Source organism: Oceaniferula marina, assembly GCF_013391475.1.
GTDB classification, from domain to species: Bacteria; Verrucomicrobiota; Verrucomicrobiia; order Verrucomicrobiales; family Akkermansiaceae; genus Oceaniferula; species Oceaniferula marina.
The window spans coordinates 129,947-148,819 of sequence record NZ_JACBAZ010000005.1; the positions used below are offsets into that span (position 1 = coordinate 129,947).

General features: G+C 54.9%; 20 protein-coding genes. 9 read left to right on the top strand and 11 right to left on the bottom strand.

The genetic code is table 11. The features are described 5' to 3' along the window. Positions 1–69 precede the first annotated feature (69 nt). Together HW115_RS13840 and HW115_RS13845 are read right to left on the bottom strand one after the other, a co-directional pair. A complete protein-coding gene (locus HW115_RS13840; RefSeq protein ID WP_178933498.1) occupies positions 70–2,514 on the bottom strand; it encodes an FAD-dependent oxidoreductase in 2,445 nt (814 codons plus the stop codon). Between the two features lie 65 nt (positions 2,515–2,579). Then, complete coding sequence (locus HW115_RS13845) at positions 2,580–2,885, bottom strand: ArsR/SmtB family transcription factor (protein ID WP_178933499.1); 306 nt, start codon at positions 2,883–2,885, stop codon at positions 2,580–2,582. A gap of 121 nt (positions 2,886–3,006) precedes the next feature. Here HW115_RS13845 and HW115_RS13850 point away from each other — a divergent pair, with 121 nt between their 5' ends. Continuing rightward, on the top strand, positions 3,007–3,519 hold the full coding sequence (locus HW115_RS13850) for a plasmid pRiA4b ORF-3 family protein (protein WP_178933500.1): 513 nt from the start codon (positions 3,007–3,009) through the stop codon (positions 3,517–3,519). Next, positions 3,519–3,875, top strand: coding sequence for an MmcQ/YjbR family DNA-binding protein (locus HW115_RS13855; RefSeq protein ID WP_178933545.1), 357 nt, complete (start codon positions 3,519–3,521; stop codon positions 3,873–3,875). Before HW115_RS13850 ends, HW115_RS13855 begins: the two co-directional genes overlap by 1 nt. Positions 3,876–3,921: 46 nt before the next feature. Here HW115_RS13855 and HW115_RS13860 read toward each other — a convergent pair whose 3' ends face one another. From HW115_RS13860 to HW115_RS13895, 8 genes are all read right to left on the bottom strand, one after another. Next, a complete protein-coding gene (locus HW115_RS13860) occupies positions 3,922–4,371 on the bottom strand; it encodes a hypothetical protein (protein ID WP_178933501.1) in 450 nt (149 codons plus the stop codon). A 113-nt stretch (positions 4,372–4,484) separates the two neighbouring features. Then, positions 4,485–4,919 carry a molybdenum cofactor biosynthesis protein MoaE gene (locus tag HW115_RS13865; protein ID WP_178933502.1) on the bottom strand — a complete coding sequence of 145 codons (435 nt, stop codon included), beginning with the start codon at positions 4,917–4,919 and terminating at the stop codon, positions 4,485–4,487. A 31-nt stretch (positions 4,920–4,950) separates the two neighbouring features. After that, positions 4,951–5,763, bottom strand: a complete 813-nt coding sequence (locus HW115_RS13870) for an NTP transferase domain-containing protein (RefSeq protein ID WP_178933503.1) — start codon at positions 5,761–5,763, stop codon at positions 4,951–4,953. 20 nt (positions 5,764–5,783) lie between these two features. Beyond that, the gene (gene moaC, locus HW115_RS13875) at positions 5,784–6,257 is read right to left on the bottom strand and encodes a cyclic pyranopterin monophosphate synthase MoaC (RefSeq protein ID WP_178933504.1); all 474 of its coding nucleotides are present in this window, start codon (positions 6,255–6,257) and stop codon (positions 5,784–5,786) included. A 14-nt stretch (positions 6,258–6,271) separates the two neighbouring features. Beyond that, a complete protein-coding gene (locus HW115_RS13880) occupies positions 6,272–7,474 on the bottom strand; it encodes a molybdopterin molybdotransferase MoeA (RefSeq protein ID WP_178933505.1) in 1,203 nt (400 codons plus the stop codon). Between the two features lie 179 nt (positions 7,475–7,653). Then, the gene (dsrP, locus tag HW115_RS13885) at positions 7,654–8,961 is read right to left on the bottom strand and encodes a sulfate reduction electron transfer complex DsrMKJOP subunit DsrP (protein ID WP_178933506.1); all 1,308 of its coding nucleotides are present in this window, start codon (positions 8,959–8,961) and stop codon (positions 7,654–7,656) included. A gap of 84 nt (positions 8,962–9,045) precedes the next feature. Beyond that, complete coding sequence (locus tag HW115_RS13890; protein ID WP_178933507.1) at positions 9,046–10,008, bottom strand: 4Fe-4S dicluster domain-containing protein; 963 nt, start codon at positions 10,006–10,008, stop codon at positions 9,046–9,048. 21 nt (positions 10,009–10,029) lie between these two features. Then, positions 10,030–10,668, bottom strand: a complete 639-nt coding sequence (locus HW115_RS13895) for a hypothetical protein (protein WP_178933508.1) — start codon at positions 10,666–10,668, stop codon at positions 10,030–10,032. A gap of 180 nt (positions 10,669–10,848) precedes the next feature. Between HW115_RS13895 and HW115_RS13900 the strand changes: the two genes are divergently transcribed. The 6 genes from HW115_RS13900 to moaA all read left to right on the top strand — a co-directional run bounded on the left by HW115_RS13900 (position 10,849) and on the right by moaA (position 16,442). Next, positions 10,849–11,172, top strand: coding sequence for a hypothetical protein (locus HW115_RS13900; protein WP_178933509.1), 324 nt, complete (start codon positions 10,849–10,851; stop codon positions 11,170–11,172). A gap of 71 nt (positions 11,173–11,243) precedes the next feature. Then, on the top strand, positions 11,244–13,664 hold the full coding sequence (locus HW115_RS13905; RefSeq protein WP_178933510.1) for a molybdopterin-dependent oxidoreductase: 2,421 nt from the start codon (positions 11,244–11,246) through the stop codon (positions 13,662–13,664). 87 nt (positions 13,665–13,751) lie between these two features. After that, positions 13,752–14,573 carry a nitrate reductase cytochrome c-type subunit gene (locus HW115_RS13910; protein ID WP_178933511.1) on the top strand — a complete coding sequence of 274 codons (822 nt, stop codon included), beginning with the start codon at positions 13,752–13,754 and terminating at the stop codon, positions 14,571–14,573. 110 nt (positions 14,574–14,683) lie between these two features. After that, positions 14,684–15,061, top strand: coding sequence for a 4Fe-4S dicluster domain-containing protein (locus HW115_RS13915; RefSeq protein ID WP_178933512.1), 378 nt, complete (start codon positions 14,684–14,686; stop codon positions 15,059–15,061). 26 nt (positions 15,062–15,087) lie between these two features. Next, entirely contained in the window at positions 15,088–15,423 is a 336-nt protein-coding gene (locus HW115_RS13920) for a hypothetical protein (protein ID WP_178933513.1), read from the top strand. Further along, positions 15,423–16,442 carry a GTP 3',8-cyclase MoaA gene (gene moaA / locus HW115_RS13925; protein WP_178933546.1) on the top strand — a complete coding sequence of 340 codons (1,020 nt, stop codon included), beginning with the start codon at positions 15,423–15,425 and terminating at the stop codon, positions 16,440–16,442. Before HW115_RS13920 ends, moaA begins: the two co-directional genes overlap by 1 nt. A gap of 123 nt (positions 16,443–16,565) precedes the next feature. Here moaA and HW115_RS13930 read toward each other — a convergent pair whose 3' ends face one another. Continuing rightward, positions 16,566–17,036 (bottom strand): outer membrane lipoprotein, encoded by a 471-nt coding sequence (locus HW115_RS13930; protein ID WP_178933514.1) that lies wholly within the window; start codon positions 17,034–17,036, stop codon positions 16,566–16,568. A 134-nt stretch (positions 17,037–17,170) separates the two neighbouring features. Between HW115_RS13930 and ilvD the strand changes: the two genes are divergently transcribed. Continuing rightward, a complete protein-coding gene (gene ilvD / locus HW115_RS13935) occupies positions 17,171–18,871 on the top strand; it encodes a dihydroxy-acid dehydratase (protein ID WP_178933515.1) in 1,701 nt (566 codons plus the stop codon). Positions 18,872–18,873 lie beyond the last annotated feature (2 nt).

An 18,873-nucleotide genomic window follows, 5' to 3' on the forward strand; every position in this document is an offset into this window, starting at 1 on the left:
TCCGCTTGTTGCTTAGGACCGAAATGGATGCTTCGGAGATCCCTCGACGGGATCTTATTGCTGTCTATGTTAGATGAACAAGCTGGTTCCGCTGCGTGAGGATGCTGCGAGAAACTCTGCGACGCCTCCCATCTCCACGCCGTCGATCAGTTCGTCCTGGTGGATTCCCATGGCTTCCATGGACATGGCGCAGGCAACCAGACGGGCTCCTCCCTTCACGGCATCTTCGAGCAGGCCGTCGAGGTTGGGCAAGTTTTTGGCCGCCATCCGGGATTTCATCATCCGCATGCCCATGCCCCCCATGTTCATGTTTGACAGCGGGAGCTTGGGGGTTCCCTGGGGCAGCATCATACCGAACATTTTGTCCATCATGGTTTTGCCATCCACGGCTGTTGTGCCGGGTTTGCGCAGGGCGTTGAGTCCCCAGAAGGTGAAGAACAGGGTGGCTTTTCCTCCCATCGCCAGTGTGCCGTTGGCGATGACCAGACCAGCCATGACTTTATCCATTTCCTGAGAGAAAACCACCATGGTGGTGTCGTTATTGGCGGCTCCGCCGGTGACGGGAGCAGGAAGATTTCCCTGTTCTGGAATCCGTAGACGACCCGTGACGATGCCCTTGTTGGTTTCGGCACCGAGAAATTCGTATTGATTGGCCGAGCAAAATGCCGGCAAATCGTTGGCAAAGCCTCCGTCGCTGGCCTTCACTTCCAGAATTTCACCGGCTTGGAGCTCGCTGGCGGCTTCCTTCACTTTCATGATGGGACCGGGGCAGGCGATGCCGGTGCAATCGAGTTGTTTGGCGGGGCTTGACGTCACAGGCTTGGCCTGCGGTGCTGTTGTCCCAGGGGTGTCGTTACTGGATTTGGCGAGATCTGGGTTGAGGGCCAGGCCCCCGGTTACGCTTCGGGCCTCGAAGCCATTCATCGTTAGAATCCGGCTGGCGAAGTAACTCATTTTCCCTAGGGCGCATACGGCGGTGACCGGGCGGGACTGGTCGAGCTCGTCCAGTCGGTTACGCAATTGCGAGACTGGGATGGCCTTTGCCCCGAAACTGGGGTCGAGGGGTCTTATTTTTGACATTTCGGCTGGTCGGACATCGATCAGCTGAAGCTTGTCATCCGAGAGATCCAGAGCCGGGGTGACCAGACCGTCACGGATGTTGCAAGCGGCAAAGGCGGCGATGTTGACCGGATCTTTGGCACTGCCAAAGGGCGGTGAGTAGGAAAGTTCGACGTTGCAAAGGTCGTCAATCGTTAGTTTGCCCGTGATGGCTGTAGCGATGACATCCATGCGTTTATCGATACCATCGGCACCGACCGCGGAGGCTCCGAGAATCAAGCCGTCCGAGGTTCTCCACAGCAGCTTGAGGGTGACGTTGAGCGCACCTGGGTAATATCCTGCATGACTGTGAGCGTTGATGGTTACGGTGTCGAAATCGACTCCAGCAGCGAGCAGGCGCTTCTCGTTATATCCGGTGGTGGCGACCACCTGGTCAAACACCCGGACAATTGAAGTTCCGATGCTGCCGGGGTAGGCCAGGGCATTGTTGCCCATGAAAATATGGTCGGCTGCGGTGCGCCCCTGACGGTTGGCAGGGCCTCCCAGAGGAATCGCGGTCCGGGTTCCGAGAATGGGGTCGAGTGTTTCGCATACGTCGCCAGCAGCATAAATCGATGGATCACTTGTTTGCTGATATTCATTGACCACGATGTGCCCCCGGGGCCCGAGTTCCAGTCCGGCATCTTTTGCGAGATCGCTTTCCGGTTTGACTCCGATCGACAAGACGACCAGTCCGGCGCTGACCGTTTTGCCGGAGTTTAATTGAGCGCTCACGAGATCATTTTCGTGGGAGAACGAGGCAACGCCGTCGCCGAGGATCAGTTCGATGCCGTGTTTTGTCATTTCTCCTTCGACGGGTGCCACGATTTCGGGATCGACCTGGGGTAAGATTTGCTCCTGAAGTTCGACGACCTGAACTTTTTTATCGATGTGGCGGAGTTGCTCAGCCATTTCCAAACCAATAAACCCGGCTCCAATGACTAGCACGGAATCTGTGGTTTCAGCTGCGGCTTTGATTTTATCCATGTCCTGCAAATTACGTAGGCTCAGGATTCTTTCGTGTTCGATGCCTTCGAGTGGAGGCACGATCGGGCTGGCTCCCGGAGCTAGGATCAGACTGTCGTAGGAGAGCGTTTCCTCGGCACCGGTATCGAGTCGGCGCACGGTCACTTCCTTTTTCTCCCGGCTGACGGCAATGGCTTCGGTTCGAATCTGGACATCGAGGTTCAGCAGGGCTTTAAGCGACTCCGGTGTTTGTAACGCGAGCCGATCACGGTCTGCAATTTCCCCTCCTATGTGATAAGGGAGTCCGCAGTTGGCGAAAGAAACGTCGGGCCCTCGCTCGATTAAGGTGATGTGAGCCGTTTCGCTGTGACGGCGTGCGCGTGCGGCTGCCGAGGCTCCGCCGGCCACTCCGCCAATGATGAGGATGTGTTGAGTATGGTCTGTGTTCATGGTAGTTGATTGCTTTGTTGGTTGATTGCTTTGTTGGTTATAGATGATTTGGTTTAAGAGGGCGTCTAAGGGTTCAGGGTGCAATGGAATGCGTCACAAAAACGTTTGATCCGTTCACTCTTCAGGTGGTAGCGCACTTCATTTCCCATCTGGCTGCCTTCCACGAGGCCCGCTTTGCGTAGCTCAGCAAGATGGCGGGAACAAGAGGGCTGGGAAAGCGGAAGCGTATCGACGAGCTCGGAGCACCGACAGTCCGGGTGATCCAGTAAGTATTTCAACAAGGTAATCCGGGCCGGGTGGGATAATGCACTGGCAAAGGTCGCCATCTCGATGATCTCAGGATCAAATTGTTCGGTTTTTGCGAAAGCCATATTCTATATATGGAATATCGAATACTGTTTGACGAATTCTTTTTTGAAGAAATGGTAAACGCTCGTTTGTGTTGAGTGGATCTCTATTGCCATATCCTGCCAAATCCCCTACGTTCTGTGTATGGCATCTTACACAATCAAGGTATTCCTGTATGAGGTTGAGCCCGAGATCTGGCGTCGTTTCACGATACCTGCCGAGGCGAGCTTTGCGGAGTTGCACCGGGTCATTCAGAAAGCCATGGGATGGAATGATGAGCAATCGCATCAGTTTCGTCATGGCAAGGGCAGGCACTTGGGAAATGTGATTGCCGACACCAAGGAGCAGGTGGCGCCAGGGGATGACTTTAAGGATGAAAAGGACGTGAGGATCTGTGATGTGGTTGGGCGTCGTCGCTTGCCATTACGGATGATGTATCGCTATGATTTTTACGATGATTGGACTCATGAGCTGGTGATTGAACAGAAGGGTGAGGAAGAAGATGCGCCCAAGCTTCTCGGAGGTGAGCGTGCCTGTCCGCCGGAAGATTGTGGTGGAGCCTTCGGTTATCGTGAGTGCGTAGCTGGTTTTGACGAGTGGATGGATGACGATTACGACCCGGAGGCCTTTGATCCGGATGCGGTGGAGTTAAAATGATGGATTTGCCGGAATTAATTGACCACTGCTTAGCGTTGAAAGGAGTCGAGGAAACGACACCTTTTGGCCCTGATGTTTTGGTCTACAAGGTGATGGGGAAAATGTTTGCCCTGACTTCTCCGGATGGGTTTCCCTCACGGGTCAATTTAAAATGTGATCCGGAGCGGGCAGTGGAGTTGCGGGATGAATACGCATCGATCCTCCCCGGCTACCACATGAACAAACGGCATTGGAATACCGTTGTATTGGATGGAGGCGTGCCCGACCCTTTGATGCGGGAGCTGATTGAGCATTCGTATCAGCTGGTGGTGAAGGGCCTGACTAAAAAACGACGTGATGAGCTGGAAGAGCTGTAGCGTTTTGTGTCGGGTTTGGTTCAAACACCCAGACACGGTCAATGGATTATGACGGGTCCGCTGTGAAGGTCCGGTGACCGAGCAAGATCAACCTATAGCCTTTGAGCAAGGCGAGGATCCAAGGGATGAGCACAATGATGGACATGCTGAAAAAACCCATCAGGTAGTAGCCGGATGTTTCCGCTTCACTGTGAGTTTCCTGGGCGAAAGATTGCATCATTTCCTGATGCACTGAGGCAATCAAGAAGAAGCTGACGATCAGTTGAACCCAGGTACTGGCGAGGGTGAGACGGATATGGCAGGGGATGCTGCCTTTTCGGACCCACGGGATCAGCCAAATCACCAGCAGGCCGAGGTGTATCCAGGCAACATAATCCCACTTGGGGACGGTGCGGAAGGCGAGCGCGATCGAGATCAGTCCTCCAAAGAGATAGGTTCGACCAAAGGGTGCAGCTTTTTCGAGCTGGCTGTGGGGGATGGATGATTCGTCAGGCATGATGGCATGGGCTCCAAGGCCGATGGAGCGACACTATCACAAGAATCGAAGTGGGCAAATCATGAACTTGGCCTGGGATGCGTCAATGATGGGGTTGGCGCCAGAGCAGCGGTTTAGTGATGCTGGTGTTCGGCGCAGGAGTGGCATTTGACCCAGACCGAGCTGCCGTCGGTGTAGTGTTCTTTTTTCCAGATGGGGACGGTGGATTTAATCGAGTCGATGATGGCACGGCAGGCGTCGAAGGCTGCATCACGGTGGGCGGAGCTGACGGCGATGGCGATGGCGATGTCACCGATGGCGAGGTGGCCAGTCCGGTGAATGCATTGAGCCTCGAGGATGTCATGCTCTGCGAGAATGTCTTGGAGAATGCGATTGCCTTCTTTTTCGGCGAGTTCGGGGAAGGATTCGTATTCAAGTGAACGAACCTCACGGCCCTGGTGGTGGTCGCGGACCCAGCCTTCAAAGGTGGCGAGCCCACCGGCATCTGGTCGGCGGACAGCATCCACGAGCTCGTGAGGAACGATTGCTTTATCGGTTAATTTGAACATGTCGGGAGAGGGATCAAGATGGTGAATGAGCTTACCCTCCGGCTACGGGGGGGATGAACACGATTTCTTCACCCTCGCTGAGGGTGTGGTTCCAGTCGGAAAAATCGCCATTGACGGCGACCATCATACCTTTGCGTTTGAGGGGGATTTTGTATTGGGCCCGTAGTTCTTCAAAGAGTCCAGCCGGGGTTTCCGACTCGGTTTTGATGGTTTCACTGCTTGTTCCGGTGAGCTCACGGAGTTGGGCAAAGTAACTGACGGTGATGTGTTTCACGATGTTGGTTTGTTGGAGTCGGGTCCGGATTTCCCGGGCGTCGGCTTCGGTATTGGTATTGGCTAGAATCCAGAGGCCCGGGGAAGGGACGGCGGTGGCTGTGAGTTGTTTAAGCACTGAGCGGGGGCAGCGCTTACCTGTCCGCACAGCATCGCTGACTGCTTCGGCTGAAGTTGGACCCCAGATGGCGCAGAGCGGTTCCGGCAGGTCATCTGTGGCACTAAGGAAGTAGGTAGCATCTTTGTTTTCCTGATGGGCGTCGACCAACGCTTGGAGGTGGGATGTTTCGAGCATGGGGAGGTCGCATGCGAGCACCAGCCAGGGGGTGTTGGGGGCAGATTGTTGGGCCGAGGCGATGGCTCCAAGTGGGCCGATGGGACCGAAGGCATCGACGATGGTGCTGGCTTCCGTTTCCTGGTCGTCGCGGACGGAGGTAAACACCTTGTCGCATACGGATGCTAATAGTTTGAGTCCTCGTTCTTTTTGGCTGAGGCCATCACGGAAAACGAGTGTGGATTTATCCGTGCCCATCCGGGAGGATTTGCCACCGACTAAAAGGAGACCGTTCATGGGGAGGTTGAATATTGGAATTAAGTGGCTGAGTAGTCGGACTTGCCACCGGTTTTTTTGAGCAGCTTGGTTTCAAGGATGCGCATGGATTTGCAGACCGCTTTGCACATGTCGTAGAGGGTGAGGGCTGCTCCGGATGCTCCTGCGAGAGCTTCCATCTCAATACCGGTGCGCGAGGTTGTGATGCAGGTGCAGGTGATGGAGATGATGTTGTTTGCCTCAGGAGTGATGACGATTGTGCAGTCTTCGAGCGGAATAGGGTGGCAGAAGGGAATGAGTTCGGAGGTTTTTTTTGCCGCCATGGTGCCCGCAATGATGGCGGTGTGAAAGACCGGGCCTTTTTTGCTTTGAATGTCGCCGTCGGCCAGCAGGGCCATGACATCGGGGCCAACCTCGATCAGGCTCTGGGCCGTCGCTACGCGGCGGGTGCGTTCTTTACGGGAGACATCGACCATTCCCGGCTGGTTATTTTCGTTAACGTGAGTAAGAGACATGAGTGAAGAGTGTTCTACCCCCAAGGGTAGAAGCGGGTGAGATGGTTTTCGAGATTGGTGCGTGTCAGTTTACCGGGGACTTCGGCGATGCCATGGGTTCCGGCCATGCTGAGGAAATTGCCCGAGTTGGATGGGGGAACAAGCTCGAGGGTTCCATTGAGGAGTCGGCAAGGGATGAGTCCGGTGAATTGGGGCGGGCAGTTGAATGTGCCATGGGTAGGCAGGGAGTCAACATGGCTGGATGAACCTCCTAGGATCTGGCGGAGCGCGGGAAAGAGGTAACGGGCGGCACATGCCATAACGGATACCGGGTTGCCAGGTAGGGCAAAGACCGGTGGATGGTGGGGAGCCGCCCAGAAGGCCATGGGTTTTCCCGGACGCTGGGCAATGCCGTGGAATTTCGGTTTGCCGAGTAGTTGTTGCAACACAGGGGCGACAAAATCGTATTTGCCTCGGGAGACTCCGCCAGTGAGCACGAGGAGGTCACTGGTTTTCAGCGCCGCTTTCAGCGCGGTTTCGAGCTGTGCCGGATCGTCAGCAAGGTGTTGCTCGGAGACGTGGCCAAGTTTTTCTGCCGCGATGCTGCATCTCAGGGCTGTGGCGTGACTTCGTCGGATTTGATGGGGGCCGGGGATTTGTTCCGGTGCGACGAGTTCGTCTCCGGTGCTGATCAGAGTGATGTTTGGAAGTGCGGCGACGGTGGGTTCAGTCACTCCGCAGGAGGCGGCAATCGTGAGCTCCGGTGACTGGAGGCACTGGCCGGTCTCCACCAAGATGGCTCCTTCGGCTGTATCGCTGCCTCGGCGGTGAATGTGCTGTCCCTTGAGAGGTGAGTATCCCACCCGAACGGTGGCTTCATTCTGGCTGACGGTGATTTCTTCGACTGGGATGACGCAGTCGCAGCCTTCGGGGAGGACGCCTCCGGTCATGACTTCAATGCAAGTGACCTTGTCTGTTAACTTGACGGGGGTGTCTCCGGCCGCCTGGGTGGCCGCGATGCTAAAGTGCCGTTTGCCGAGTTGGTGTGCGCTGTGCCGGATGGCGATGCCGTCCATCATCACTCGGTCGAATGGAGGCAGCGGTCGGTCGGCGCGGATGGCTTGTTTTAAATACCGGCCTCCGGCTTCGGTGAGAGAAACGGCTTCGGTGCGGGAAATCGGCAGGAGGTGGCTTTGGATGATCTGCTCGGCTTCAGTGACTGTGATGAGTTGTTGCATGATGTTGCCGGTGGGTGATGAACGCAGCTGATCCTCGTGTCGCCCTTCGGGCTGGTGTCACCTGCCAGCCGGAGGGTAATGGTTAGCTCTGCGTTGAGTAGAGGCAGATGGCTGATACTCCGCTGGGGGGCTCCGCTGAGGGGGGCGTTCAAAGATGTCGGCAGCCTTGCTGAGCCAGCCTACTTTTGTTTTCCGCTGACTGCTCCTGTTTGTCCGGTGAAGATAGGAATGGCGATCTTGAGTAAAAGCGTATAGATCATCAAACCTCCGGCCCAGATGCCGGCTGATACTTTCCATTCGATGGCGCTCGGAACGTATTCCACCCACTCGTGCAGGGCGGATGGAATGAAGCCGGGGATGATCAGACCCATGCCTTTTTCGATCCAGATCCCGACAAAGACGAGCACACAGGCGATGGTCAAGGTGGTCATGTGTTTGTGGATTTGGGGGCGCAGCAGGAGGATGGCTGCGACCACGACGCAGACAAGGGAGGTCCAGACCCATGGTTGCAGGGCGTTCATTCCGTGGTGACCAAAATACATGTACCTTGCGGCGGTGGAATGGCTTCCTCCGGTGTAGAACTCGGTGAAGAGTTCGGAAATGAGCATCACGAGGTTGATCAGGATGGTGACTCGCATGATGGCGGCCAGTGTTCGGATCGAGCCTTCCGCGACTCCGGTGTTGGGGAGTTTGCTGACGCTGGGAAGTTTACGAATCAATTGGAGCACACAGATGATAAAGGCAGGCCCTGCACAGAATGCAGTGGTTAGGAAGCGGGGGGCGAGTAAGGCGGTGTTCCAGAAGGGGCGTCCGCCCAGACCGCAGTATAGAAACGCGGTGACCGTGTGAATGGAGATGGCCCAGGCGATACTGATGAAGACAAAAGGCACATACCATTTGGGGTTGGGCTTTTCTCCGAGGAAACGCTTGTAGAGCATGTAGCCACAGATGTGCAGGTTGAGAAGAAGGTAGCCGTTCAGTACGATCACATCCCAAGTCAGCATCGAAATCGGAAAATTGAATTTTCCGATGAGCGGGATCATGTGCCATGCGCGCTCGGGGCGTCCGAGGTCGACAACAACAAAGAGGATGCACATAATGATCGATGCAATGGCGAGGAGTTCACCAATGATGACGGTGTCGTGCATGTCCTTGTCTTTGTAGACATAGGCTGGAATGACCATCATCACGCCCCCTGCAGCAAGACCGACGAGAAAGGTGAAGTTGGCAATATAGAGACCCCAGGAAACGTGGTCCGTCATCGCAGTGTGGATCATGCCGTCACGCACTTGGACTGCCCAGGCGTTGGCTCCCACCAAGGCGACGCAGGTGAGAAAAATCATCCATGCATAAAACGTCCATGACCCTTGCGTGCAGAGCCTGAGCGCGAGGCGGAGAAATTTAGGGTAGCTGGTGATGTGGAATTCCGCACTGTGCGGAGTGTCTTCCGCAAGCACTGGCTTTTCGGTGGTGGCTTCGGCGTTCATTGCTGGTTAGAGGAATAAAGTCGGTGTTGATGGAATAGTCGTTCGTCTAGGGTGAACAGAGTAAACAGGGGCGTCGGTGGCGGGTTACTTGTCGAAGAAGTAGAAAAAGTTAGGTCGGGTCCCTAACTCTTCCTTGAGGACAAAGACCCGTTTGTTCGCGAGGATCGTGCGGATTTCAGAGGTGGGGTCGAGCAGGTTGCCAAAGACCCGGGCTCCGGTCGGACAGGCTTCGAGACAGGCTGGAAGTTGACCCTTCCGGGTGCGGTGCAGGCAGAAGGTGCACTTCTCCATGACTCCTTGTGGTCGGATCCGGTTGCTGAGGTAACTTTGCTTGGGGTTGATTTCCTCTTTCGGGATTTCCGGCTTGGTCCAGTTGAAGCGGCGGGCGTGGTAGGGGCAGGCGGCCTCACAGTAACGGCAGCCGATACACCAGTTGTAGTCCACGACCACAATGCCGTCTTCTTCTTTCCAAGTGGCTTCCACCGGGCAAACGTCGACACAGGGTGGGTTTTCGCATTGCTGGCATTGCACCGGCATATAAAATTTGTCGGGTTGGGGGACCGGGTGGTTGTAGTGGGCGTTGCCATGCTCCATGTCCATCGAGCCCTTGCTCATTTCAAGCACCGTGATGTAGGAGTTTCCGGATGCCCGGTCGTGGTTGTTCTCCTCGTGGCATGCCTTGGCGCAGCGGCGGCATCCCACACAGACGCTCAGGTTCAGCGCGTAGCCGAATTTGACTCCTTTTTGCGGACGGACGTCTTCGATGGTGACGTCGGCACCATACTGGTCCTTGGTTTCTTGTTCGAGCCGGGCGATGACTTCATCAAGTTGAGCTTTGCTCAGTTCCCGGTAGTGGGTTTGGAGAAACTCATCCACGGAAACGCTCTCTTTCCACTCGGTGAGTGGAGCCATCGCCTTGGCGAAAGCTGCGACGCCGAGTGTGGCGCCCGCTCCCTTGAGGAGATTGCGGCGGTTAAACAGTCCTTCCGACGGGGCTCCGTGGCACGCGCAGTTACTGCTGCAGGATTCTTTCGGTTTGTCGCTCATGTTGGATGTTAGGATGGGGGCTTAGTGTTTGGATGTTCCGGTTGTTCCGACCCTTGATTTAGGTGGGAATACAGGCATGACTTTCGGGTAGGCCGGATGATGGGGGTCGTGACAATCCACGCAGTTGTTCCGTTTGCGGCCGCCTCGGCTAAGGTCCCAGTAGCCGGTCATGCCACCGTGGCTGCCGTTTTTGAAGTCGCGATACTGCGGGCCATGGCATTGGGCGCAGAGTTCGATGACGTTGACAAATGAGATGGTTGAGCTGTCTGCCAGGCGCAGGGATTCGTGGTCGTCCGGATTGTGGCAGCTTACACACTTCAGTGATTGGTGCTGAAAGGACATATGCTGGTGGAAGTTTTTGAGATCCTTGGCATTCTCCGTCAGCATGTTGGTCTTCTGGGTGTCGTGGCAGTTATTGCAGCGCACCATCACCGGATTCCCGTCCTTGTCTTTTTTGCCAGAATCCACCATCGGAATATGATCGGGTTTGCGAACCTCGACAAAGTGCTGCTTGTCGCCCGGTGTCCAGGTTTCGAGCTCATCCCGGTCTGAAGTGGCTGACCCTTGCATCAGGCTAACTGCTGTGGCTGAGAGTAATCCTGCGATGATGAGTAGTGCGATGACTACCACGATCCTGCCCGTTTTTGTTATCTCTTGCATGATTCGCGTGGTGGTGGCGAGTGGTGAAGGTCCGGGTTTATGGATAGGAGTCCGAATCTTTCAGTGTGCTTATACTGTTGAATTGGCTAGGTTTGTGCAACTTAAAAAAAGAATTTTTTTTCTTGTAAAGGAGAGGGGCTTCCGTCTGTATGTAGCCTAGCATAAGCGCTGATTGGAAAGATGCCTGTTAATGGACTATTACTGACGCTGACGGAAGATGAAAAGCTTGCGCAGGATGCTCTGTTAGTTGTGGCAGGGAGGGAGGACATTGAGTTGGGAGAGAGGACGGGGCGTTGGCAGCCGGTTGTAGTGGAGACGGAGGGGACGAGGCAGTCCCATGAGGTACATGAATGGTTGCAAAGTGTGGAAGGCGTGCTGATGGTGGATGTGGTTTTTTCGAGTGTGTCTGAGCCGGGTGAAAAGGTGAAGTCATCGGATCAAGAGGCGAATCAAAAGGCGGGGGAACGGAGTCGTGAGACGGACGCCGAATTACCTAGTGAATGAAAAGGACAATCCCAATACTAAACAGAGAAATAAACATTCACAATAACGAATTTTTAACTTAGAGTGAAACAATGAATACGATGGAACGACGTGATTTTTTAAAGATGGCAGCCATGACGGCTGCGACCGCGGCTGCCCAAGCCCGTGCGGGAGTGGAGCGCACGGCTCGCTATACAGACAACCATGGCTTGACCTGGGACAAGGCTCCTTGTCGGTTCTGTGGAACCGGGTGTCACGTGAAGGTTGGAGTGAGAAGTGGCCGGGTGATGGCGATTGCCGGGGCTGAGGATGCTGACGTCAACAAGGGCTTGCTTTGTGTTAAAGGCTACCATGTGGGTGGAATTTTATATGGAAAGGATCGTTTGACTGAGCCGATGCTGCGAAAAAATGGCAAGCTGGAGCCGATCGAATGGGAAGAAGCCATTGAGATCATTGCCAAGCGCATTTATGACAAGCCGAAGGAGTTTGCCTTCTATGGCTCCGGTCAGTGGACGATCCCAGAAGGTTACGCCGCTCAGAAGTTTACCAAGGGGGGGCTATCCAATAACCACATTGACCCCAATGCCCGTCTCTGTATGGCGTCGGCGGTGACCGGTTTTATTTCCACTTATGGTGTGGATGAGCCAGCGGGTTCATATGACGACTTGGACAAGGCGGATGTGGTGATCCTCTGGGGGAACAACCCGGCTGAGATGCACCCGGTTCTGTTCTCCCGGATTGTGGATCGTCGGGCACTGGGCGAGAAGGTGACGTTGATTGACATTGGGACGCGGCGGACGCGTTCGACGGAATTTGCAGACCACTATTTAAATTTCCGGCCGCAGACGGATTTGGCGATTGCCAACTGTATTGCGAACTATTTGTTGGAGAATGACAAATACGACAAGGACTTTGTCAGCAAGCACTGTAATTTCCGGATCGATAAGGATGACGAAACCCGTGATCTTTTTGGTAAGGCCAGCACCCTTGAGGAATACAAGGAGAAGATGTCAACCTACACGCTGGAATACACCAGCCAGTTGTCGGGTGTTCCGATGGAGCAATTGAAGATTTTGTGTGAAACCTTCGCCAACCCCGAGCTGAAGATTACCTCGCTCTGGTGTATGGGGGTGAACCAGCACTATCGCGGAACGGCAATGAACCGCTTGTTGCATGGTATTCATTTGTTGTCCGGCCACTTTGGCAAGCCAGGGGATGCACCGACCAGTCTGACTGGCCAACCGTCTGCCTGTGGCACTGCGAGGGAGGTGGGGACCTTGGCGCATGCCTTGCCTGGTGGGCGTCTGGTGGCCAAGCCTGAGCACCGGGCCGCCTGTGAGAAGGTTTGGAATATGCCCGAAGGTCGGATCAATCCGAAGCCGGGGTATCACACAGTTAAAATGTTTGAGAAATTCTGCACACCCACGGCCGAGGGTGGCGATGTTTCCACCTTGTTTGTGCAAGTCACAAACCCGGGGCAGAGTTTGCCTAACCTTTATAAATTGTTCGAAGCCAAGAAGAACTTGGAGGACAAGTTTCTCATTGTGTCCGAGGTCTATCCGACGGCGAGCACCGAGATTGCGGATCTGGTTTTGCCGGCATCGCTTTGGGTTGAAAAAAATGGAATTTACGGCAACTCGGAGCGACGGACCCAGCAGTGGTTCAAGCAGGTCGAACCGCCGGGAGAGGCCAGGGATGATTGCTGGATGACGATTGCGATTGCCCGGAAACTTTACGACATGGGCTTCCCTGGGATGAAGGATAAGGACGGTCAGTTCATCTTCACCTTCAAGGATGAGGATGGCGAGGAGGTTCCGGTCTGGGATTTCGAAAGTTATTACGACATCAATGTCGATAAGGCATTGTATGAGGAATACCGGCCGCTGACTCATGCCAAACAGAAAAATGTGGCCCCCTATGATATTCTGGTGAATGCCCACGGTCTGCGTTGGCCGGTGGTAGAGACCAAAGATGGGAACTGGCGTGAGACACGCTTCCGTTTTTCTGAGTTTGATGATCCGTTTGTTAAAAAAGGAACTGGGATTCAATTTTACAATTCCACGACCAAGGATGACAAGGCTCAGATTTGGTTCTGCCCTTATGAGCCGGCACCGGAGGAGCCGGATTCTGAATATCCATTCTGGCTCAGCACGGGCCGGGTGCTGGAGCACTGGCATACCGGGTCGATGACGATGCGGGTGAAGCAGTTGAAAAATGCAATGCCCAAGGCCTACGTCGAACTGAACCCGGAGGATGCCGCGGAAAAAGGGATTACCAATGGAGATCTCGTGAAGCTAACAACGAAACGAGGCGAAATGGTGATGCCTGCCTGGATCAATGGCCGGGGTCGCCCCCCAAGAGGAGCTGTGTTTGTTCCCTTTTTCGATGAAAAGCAATTGATCAACCGTCTGACCTTGGATGCCACCTGTCCGGTATCGAAAGAACCCGACTATAAAAAGTGCGCGGTGAAGGTCGAGAAGTATAACCCGAAGGAGAAAAAGGAGTTGCCTTAAGCAAACGATCAGAAGCCGAGGGTTCGGGTTCCTTGTTGGGGATTCCGGATTGCCTCAAGCGATGATCACTGACCAAGCAGAGTTATCATGGAATCAAAGGATATAGAAAGTTACTTTGCCTCACACCGGAGTGTGCTGGCGGTGGTGCTGATCATTGTTGGGATCGCTTCGGTTTCCGGCTTTTTTATGGGAATGCGTCAGAGTACCAACGATGATCAATGGAGGTCACCTTGGTTGGATGCGGAAGAGGCGTCCTTGGAAGAGCAGGAGGTGTTTCCTGTGGCTCCGAGTTATGCTGATATTCCCACGGCCGAATGGAAGGCAAACAAAGACTGGCGTAATGCCCTCGCTGATTTGCCCCGGCAACCGATGCAATTGGTTGAACAAAAACCATTGGAAATTGAAGAACGCAGGGATGTTCTCAGCGACCGCTCGTCACGCAGGGCCTATGACGGAGCTCCGCCGATGATTCCTCATGCGATCAATTACCAGGATGTAAATTCCTGCACTGTTTGTCACGATCAGGATGCCAATATCCTGATTGCAGGCCGCCGGTCGCCGGCGATGAGCCACCAGTTTATGGCGAACTGCACCCAGTGCCATGCTCCGATGGAGGGCTTGGCAATGCTGCAGCACTCAGGTACGGTCGGGCTGGTGGTCGATAACCAGTTTATTGGTGCCAGCCACTCGGGGGCCGGGAGTCGTGCATTCCCCGGAGCTCCACCGACGGTTCCTCACCGGATTGCGATGCGGCAGAATTGTATGTCATGTCATGGCCCCGGAATGCCGGATGCCATCACGGTGTCTCACCCGATGCGGATGAACTGCTTGCAGTGCCACGCCCAGGATGCGAGTTATGACAACCGGGAGATGATTGCCGAGCCTCTGGCTCCTTGGGAGAAAAAGTAGAACGTCCGTTGCTGTCTGGAGCCAGACGGGGTGTCATGCCGGAGCACGCACCTGCCCGGTGGATGATGAATTTGTCAGACGTCCTATGGTTCCACAGCGTATGATTTGTTATGAGTGATCGATCACAGCCGATATCAAGGCGAGGTTTGTTTCGGGCCTTGGCCAGACCCTTCAGCCGGCATCTGGATGAGCATGGGGGAGCCGATGCCAGCCTTGTGAACGGCTCTGCAAAGGATTCCGAAGCTGAGCCTGTGCCTAAAAAGGCGGTTATCCAAGGGCGCTTCTGCCTTGCTTACCAAGGAAGCATGTGTTTTACCTGCTCGGAGCGCTGCCCTGAGCCTGGTGCGATCACGACGGACAAAGGTATTCCGACGGTGCACGCGGATCGATGCACGGGTTGCTCTATTTGTCATGACCTCTGCCCGGCCCCGCGCAATGCTATTCTGATGGTGGATCAGTCGCCATCCCGTGACGGTATCCATCCCTGAACCCTCTTTTCTATTTGTTGATTTCCATGAGTGAACAAGACCCCCCTCAATCCCCTGAAAAAACGCCCTTGCCGGATCTTCAGCAGTCGGTGCTCGATCCCGAGACCTTGTCCCAGCTGTTTTCCGATCTTTCTGAACTGACGGAAGTGCTTGAGGTGATTCCCAAGGCGGCCGCACAGGGGTATGTGCCGGAGTGTGGAACGCTGACCTTGGAGGAAGGTCGAGCTCTGTTACTGAGTGGACGGGTGCGGGGCTTGCAGATTCGTTACCAATATCAGGGAAGTCAGTGGTGGGATACGCTCTTGCCTGATGCCCAAAGCGGGGGATTCCGGATTGTCCGGATACAACATGATTTTGCATGATGCCGGATAAAGTCACATCGGTGGATGCCATGGCACGTCCGCTTCGGGATATTCGAATTTCGGTTACCGACCGATGCAACTTCCGGTGCCGCTACTGCATGCCGGCTGAGGTTTTTGATGGAGATTACCCTTATCTGCCCAAACCGGAGATTCTTGGCTTGGAGGAGATTGCCCGGCTCGCGACTGTATTTTGTGGCTTGGGGGTGGAAAAAATCCGGCTGACTGGAGGTGAGCCCTTATTGCGGCGTGGCCTGCATGAATTGATTGCCATGCTGGATGCGATCCCCGGTGAGAGGGATTTGGCGATGACGACCAATGGCACGGCACTGGCCCGGAAGGCTAAAAAGTTGGCTCAGGCAGGTTTGCAACGGGTGACGGTGTCTTTGGACGCCTTGGATCCTGAAGTTTTTTCCCGGATGAATGGCGTGGGAGCGTCTCCTGAGCGCGTGCTCGATGGCATTGACTCAGCCTTGGACCACGGCTTGGGCGTTAAGGTAAACAGCGTGATTCAGAAAGGAGTGAACGAAGACCAAATCCTTCCCCTTGCTGAGTTTGCCCGTGATCGAGGTGTGACCCTTCGTTTTATTGAGTTCATGGACACGGGCAATACCAACGGCTGGAAGCTTGAACAGATTGTGCCCTATACTCAGATGGTCCAGACCCTGCATCGACATTTTCCGATGGAGGCCATGGAGCCTGCCCATGTTGGGGAAACGGCACGCCGCTTCCGTTATAAAGATTCACCTGACCAGGAGGTCGGGTTTATTTCTTCTGTGAGTAAGCCGTTTTGTGCGGACTGCAATCGAATCCGCCTGTCTGCGGATGGGAAGCTGTATACGTGTTTGTTTGCCTCCGAAGGGCACGATATCAAATCCGCGATGCGCCGCGGTGTGTCAGACGAAGAGCTGGCTGGGATCATTCACCAACTGTGGTCAGCTCGGGACGACCGCTACTCGGAACTGCGTAGCCAGATCGGAGGGACGCAGGCGAAACCTGAAATGTCCTACATTGGAGGATAAAAAAAGCACGGCAGTCGAACTGCCGTGCTTGGAAGATGAACGCTAGGGCGGATTGGCCTCAATCCGCCGTCGATGTTCTGGCTTAAATGGATTTCTTCCGTTGGTGATGGCGTAATGATTAGCTTAGTGCGTGACGCGGGTTTTGTTACCGTTGTAGAGCACGCGGACTCGCTCGCCCACCCGGAATGTCTCACGGGAGTTGGCTTCCTGGATGACAGAGATGCTGCCACCTTTGTCGAGTTTGACCATGATTTCGAGGCCATTTTTGGATCCCATACCTTGCTGGATGTGGGAGCCTGCTGCGGCACCGAGTAAGCCGCCACCAATGGCACCCAGGGTGTTCGCTGTGCTGCCTGAGCCGATGTTGTGGCCGGCGACGGCACCGGCACCGGCACCGATCAGTGAGCCTGCTGCTGTGCCTCCTTCGATTTTCACGTTGCGAATCGAAGTGATTTTTCCGGTTTTGACCGACTGGGCGCTACCGGCTTCATACTTGGAGTAGGTGTCGCCAGTGTTGGATGGCTGGGCGCAGGACAGGACCAAAAAAGGGCAGGCCGCGGCCAGCAGAAGGGATGGTTTGATTGTAGTCTTCATAGGAGCCCAACCCTAACGCTGCTTGTTTGGTTTGTAAACCGGTAAAATAGAGGAGGACGACGGATGCTGGACAAGGTGCCAACTGGACTCAATTGCCTGTTTACAAGGGCGCGGAGATACAGTAGCACAGGGCCATGTCCGATTCACGCCGCACTTATTCGTCCCAAGTATTCGATGGTCCAGACCGCGCTCCCAGTCGTGCAATGATGTATGCCGTGGGCCACAAAAAAGAGGACTTTGACAAACCTCAAATCGGAGTGGCTTCCACTTGGAGTGAGGTGACTCCTTGTAACGTCCATATCGACCGACTGGCGAAGGAGTCAGCCAAGGGCGTGGACGCCGCAGGTGGTAAATCGATTATTTTCAACACCATTACGATTTCCGATGGTATTTCAATGGGAACCGAAGGGATGAAATATTCTCTGGTGTCCCGTGAGGTCATCGCGGATTCCGTGGAAACCGTTGCCGGATGTGAGGGGATGGACGGGATTGTCGCGATTGGTGGCTGTGATAAAAACATGCCGGCCTGCATCATCGCCCTGGCTCGGTTGAACCGCCCGGGTGTCTTTGTCTACGGAGGAACGATCCAGCCGGGCTGTGCCACGGTGCAGGGGGAGCAAAAAGACCTCGATGTGGTATCGGTTTTCGAAGCCGTGGGTAAACATGCTGCAGGCGAGTTTACGGACGAAGACCTTCAGACGGTTGAGGAAAATGCCATTCCGGGTGAAGGATCCTGCGGTGGCATGTACACTGCCAATACCATGGCTTCAGCGATCGAGGCGCTCGGAATGTCCCTGCCGAACAGTTCCGCGCAGGATGCGATCAGCGAGGATAAAATGCGCGATTGCTTTGATGCCGGTGCTGCTGTCATGAACATGCTCGAGAAAGGAATCTGCCCTCGTGACATCCTGACCCGTAAGGCATTTGAAAATGCGATCACGGTGGTGATTGCTCTGGGTGGATCAACCAATGCCGTGATGCACCTCCTGGCGATGGCTCACGCGGCGGGCGTCGAGCTCAGTATCGATGACTTTACCGAAATCGGGAAACGCGTTCCCATGCTCGCAGATCTGAAGCCGAGTGGCCGCTTCGTGATGTCCGATCTGGTGAAAATCGGAGGAACGGTGCCGCTGATGCAAATGTTGCTTGATGCCGGCCTGCTGCATGGAGACTGCCTGACGGTTACCGGGAAAACCATGGCTGAAAACCTGGCCAACCTCAACACCAAGTACCCAGAGGGACAGGAAATTATTCGTCCACTTGATAACCCGATTAAAAAGGACAGCCACTTGCGGATTCTCTACGGCAACCTCGCTCCAGGAGGTGCCGTGGCCAAGATCACAGGCAAAGAAGGCGACAGCTTTACAGGAAAAGCCTGCGTGTTTGATTGTGAGGAAGATGGTATGGCTGCTATTCTCGACGGCAAAATTCAGGACGGCGATGTGATTGTCATTCGTCGTGAGGGGCCTAAAGGTGGTCCGGGCATGCGGGAAATGCTTGGGCCCACCAGTGCTGTGATGGGTCGTGGACTCGGTGACACGGTTGCGTTGATCACAGACGGACGTTTCTCCGGCGGTAGTCACGGGTTTGTGGTAGGACACATCACTCCAGAGGCTCATGTGGGCGGTCCGATTGCTCTCCTTCAGGACGGCGATGAAATCACAATCGATGCCGTGAATAACAAGATCAGTGCCAATCTGAGTGATGAGGAGTTCGAGGCTCGTCGGGCTCAGTGGCAACCATACGAACCACGCTACAAGCGCGGGGTGTTGGCAAAGTATGCCGCCAGTGTGACCTCCGCATCCGAGGGAGCCGTCACCGATAAGTTTGAGTAAAC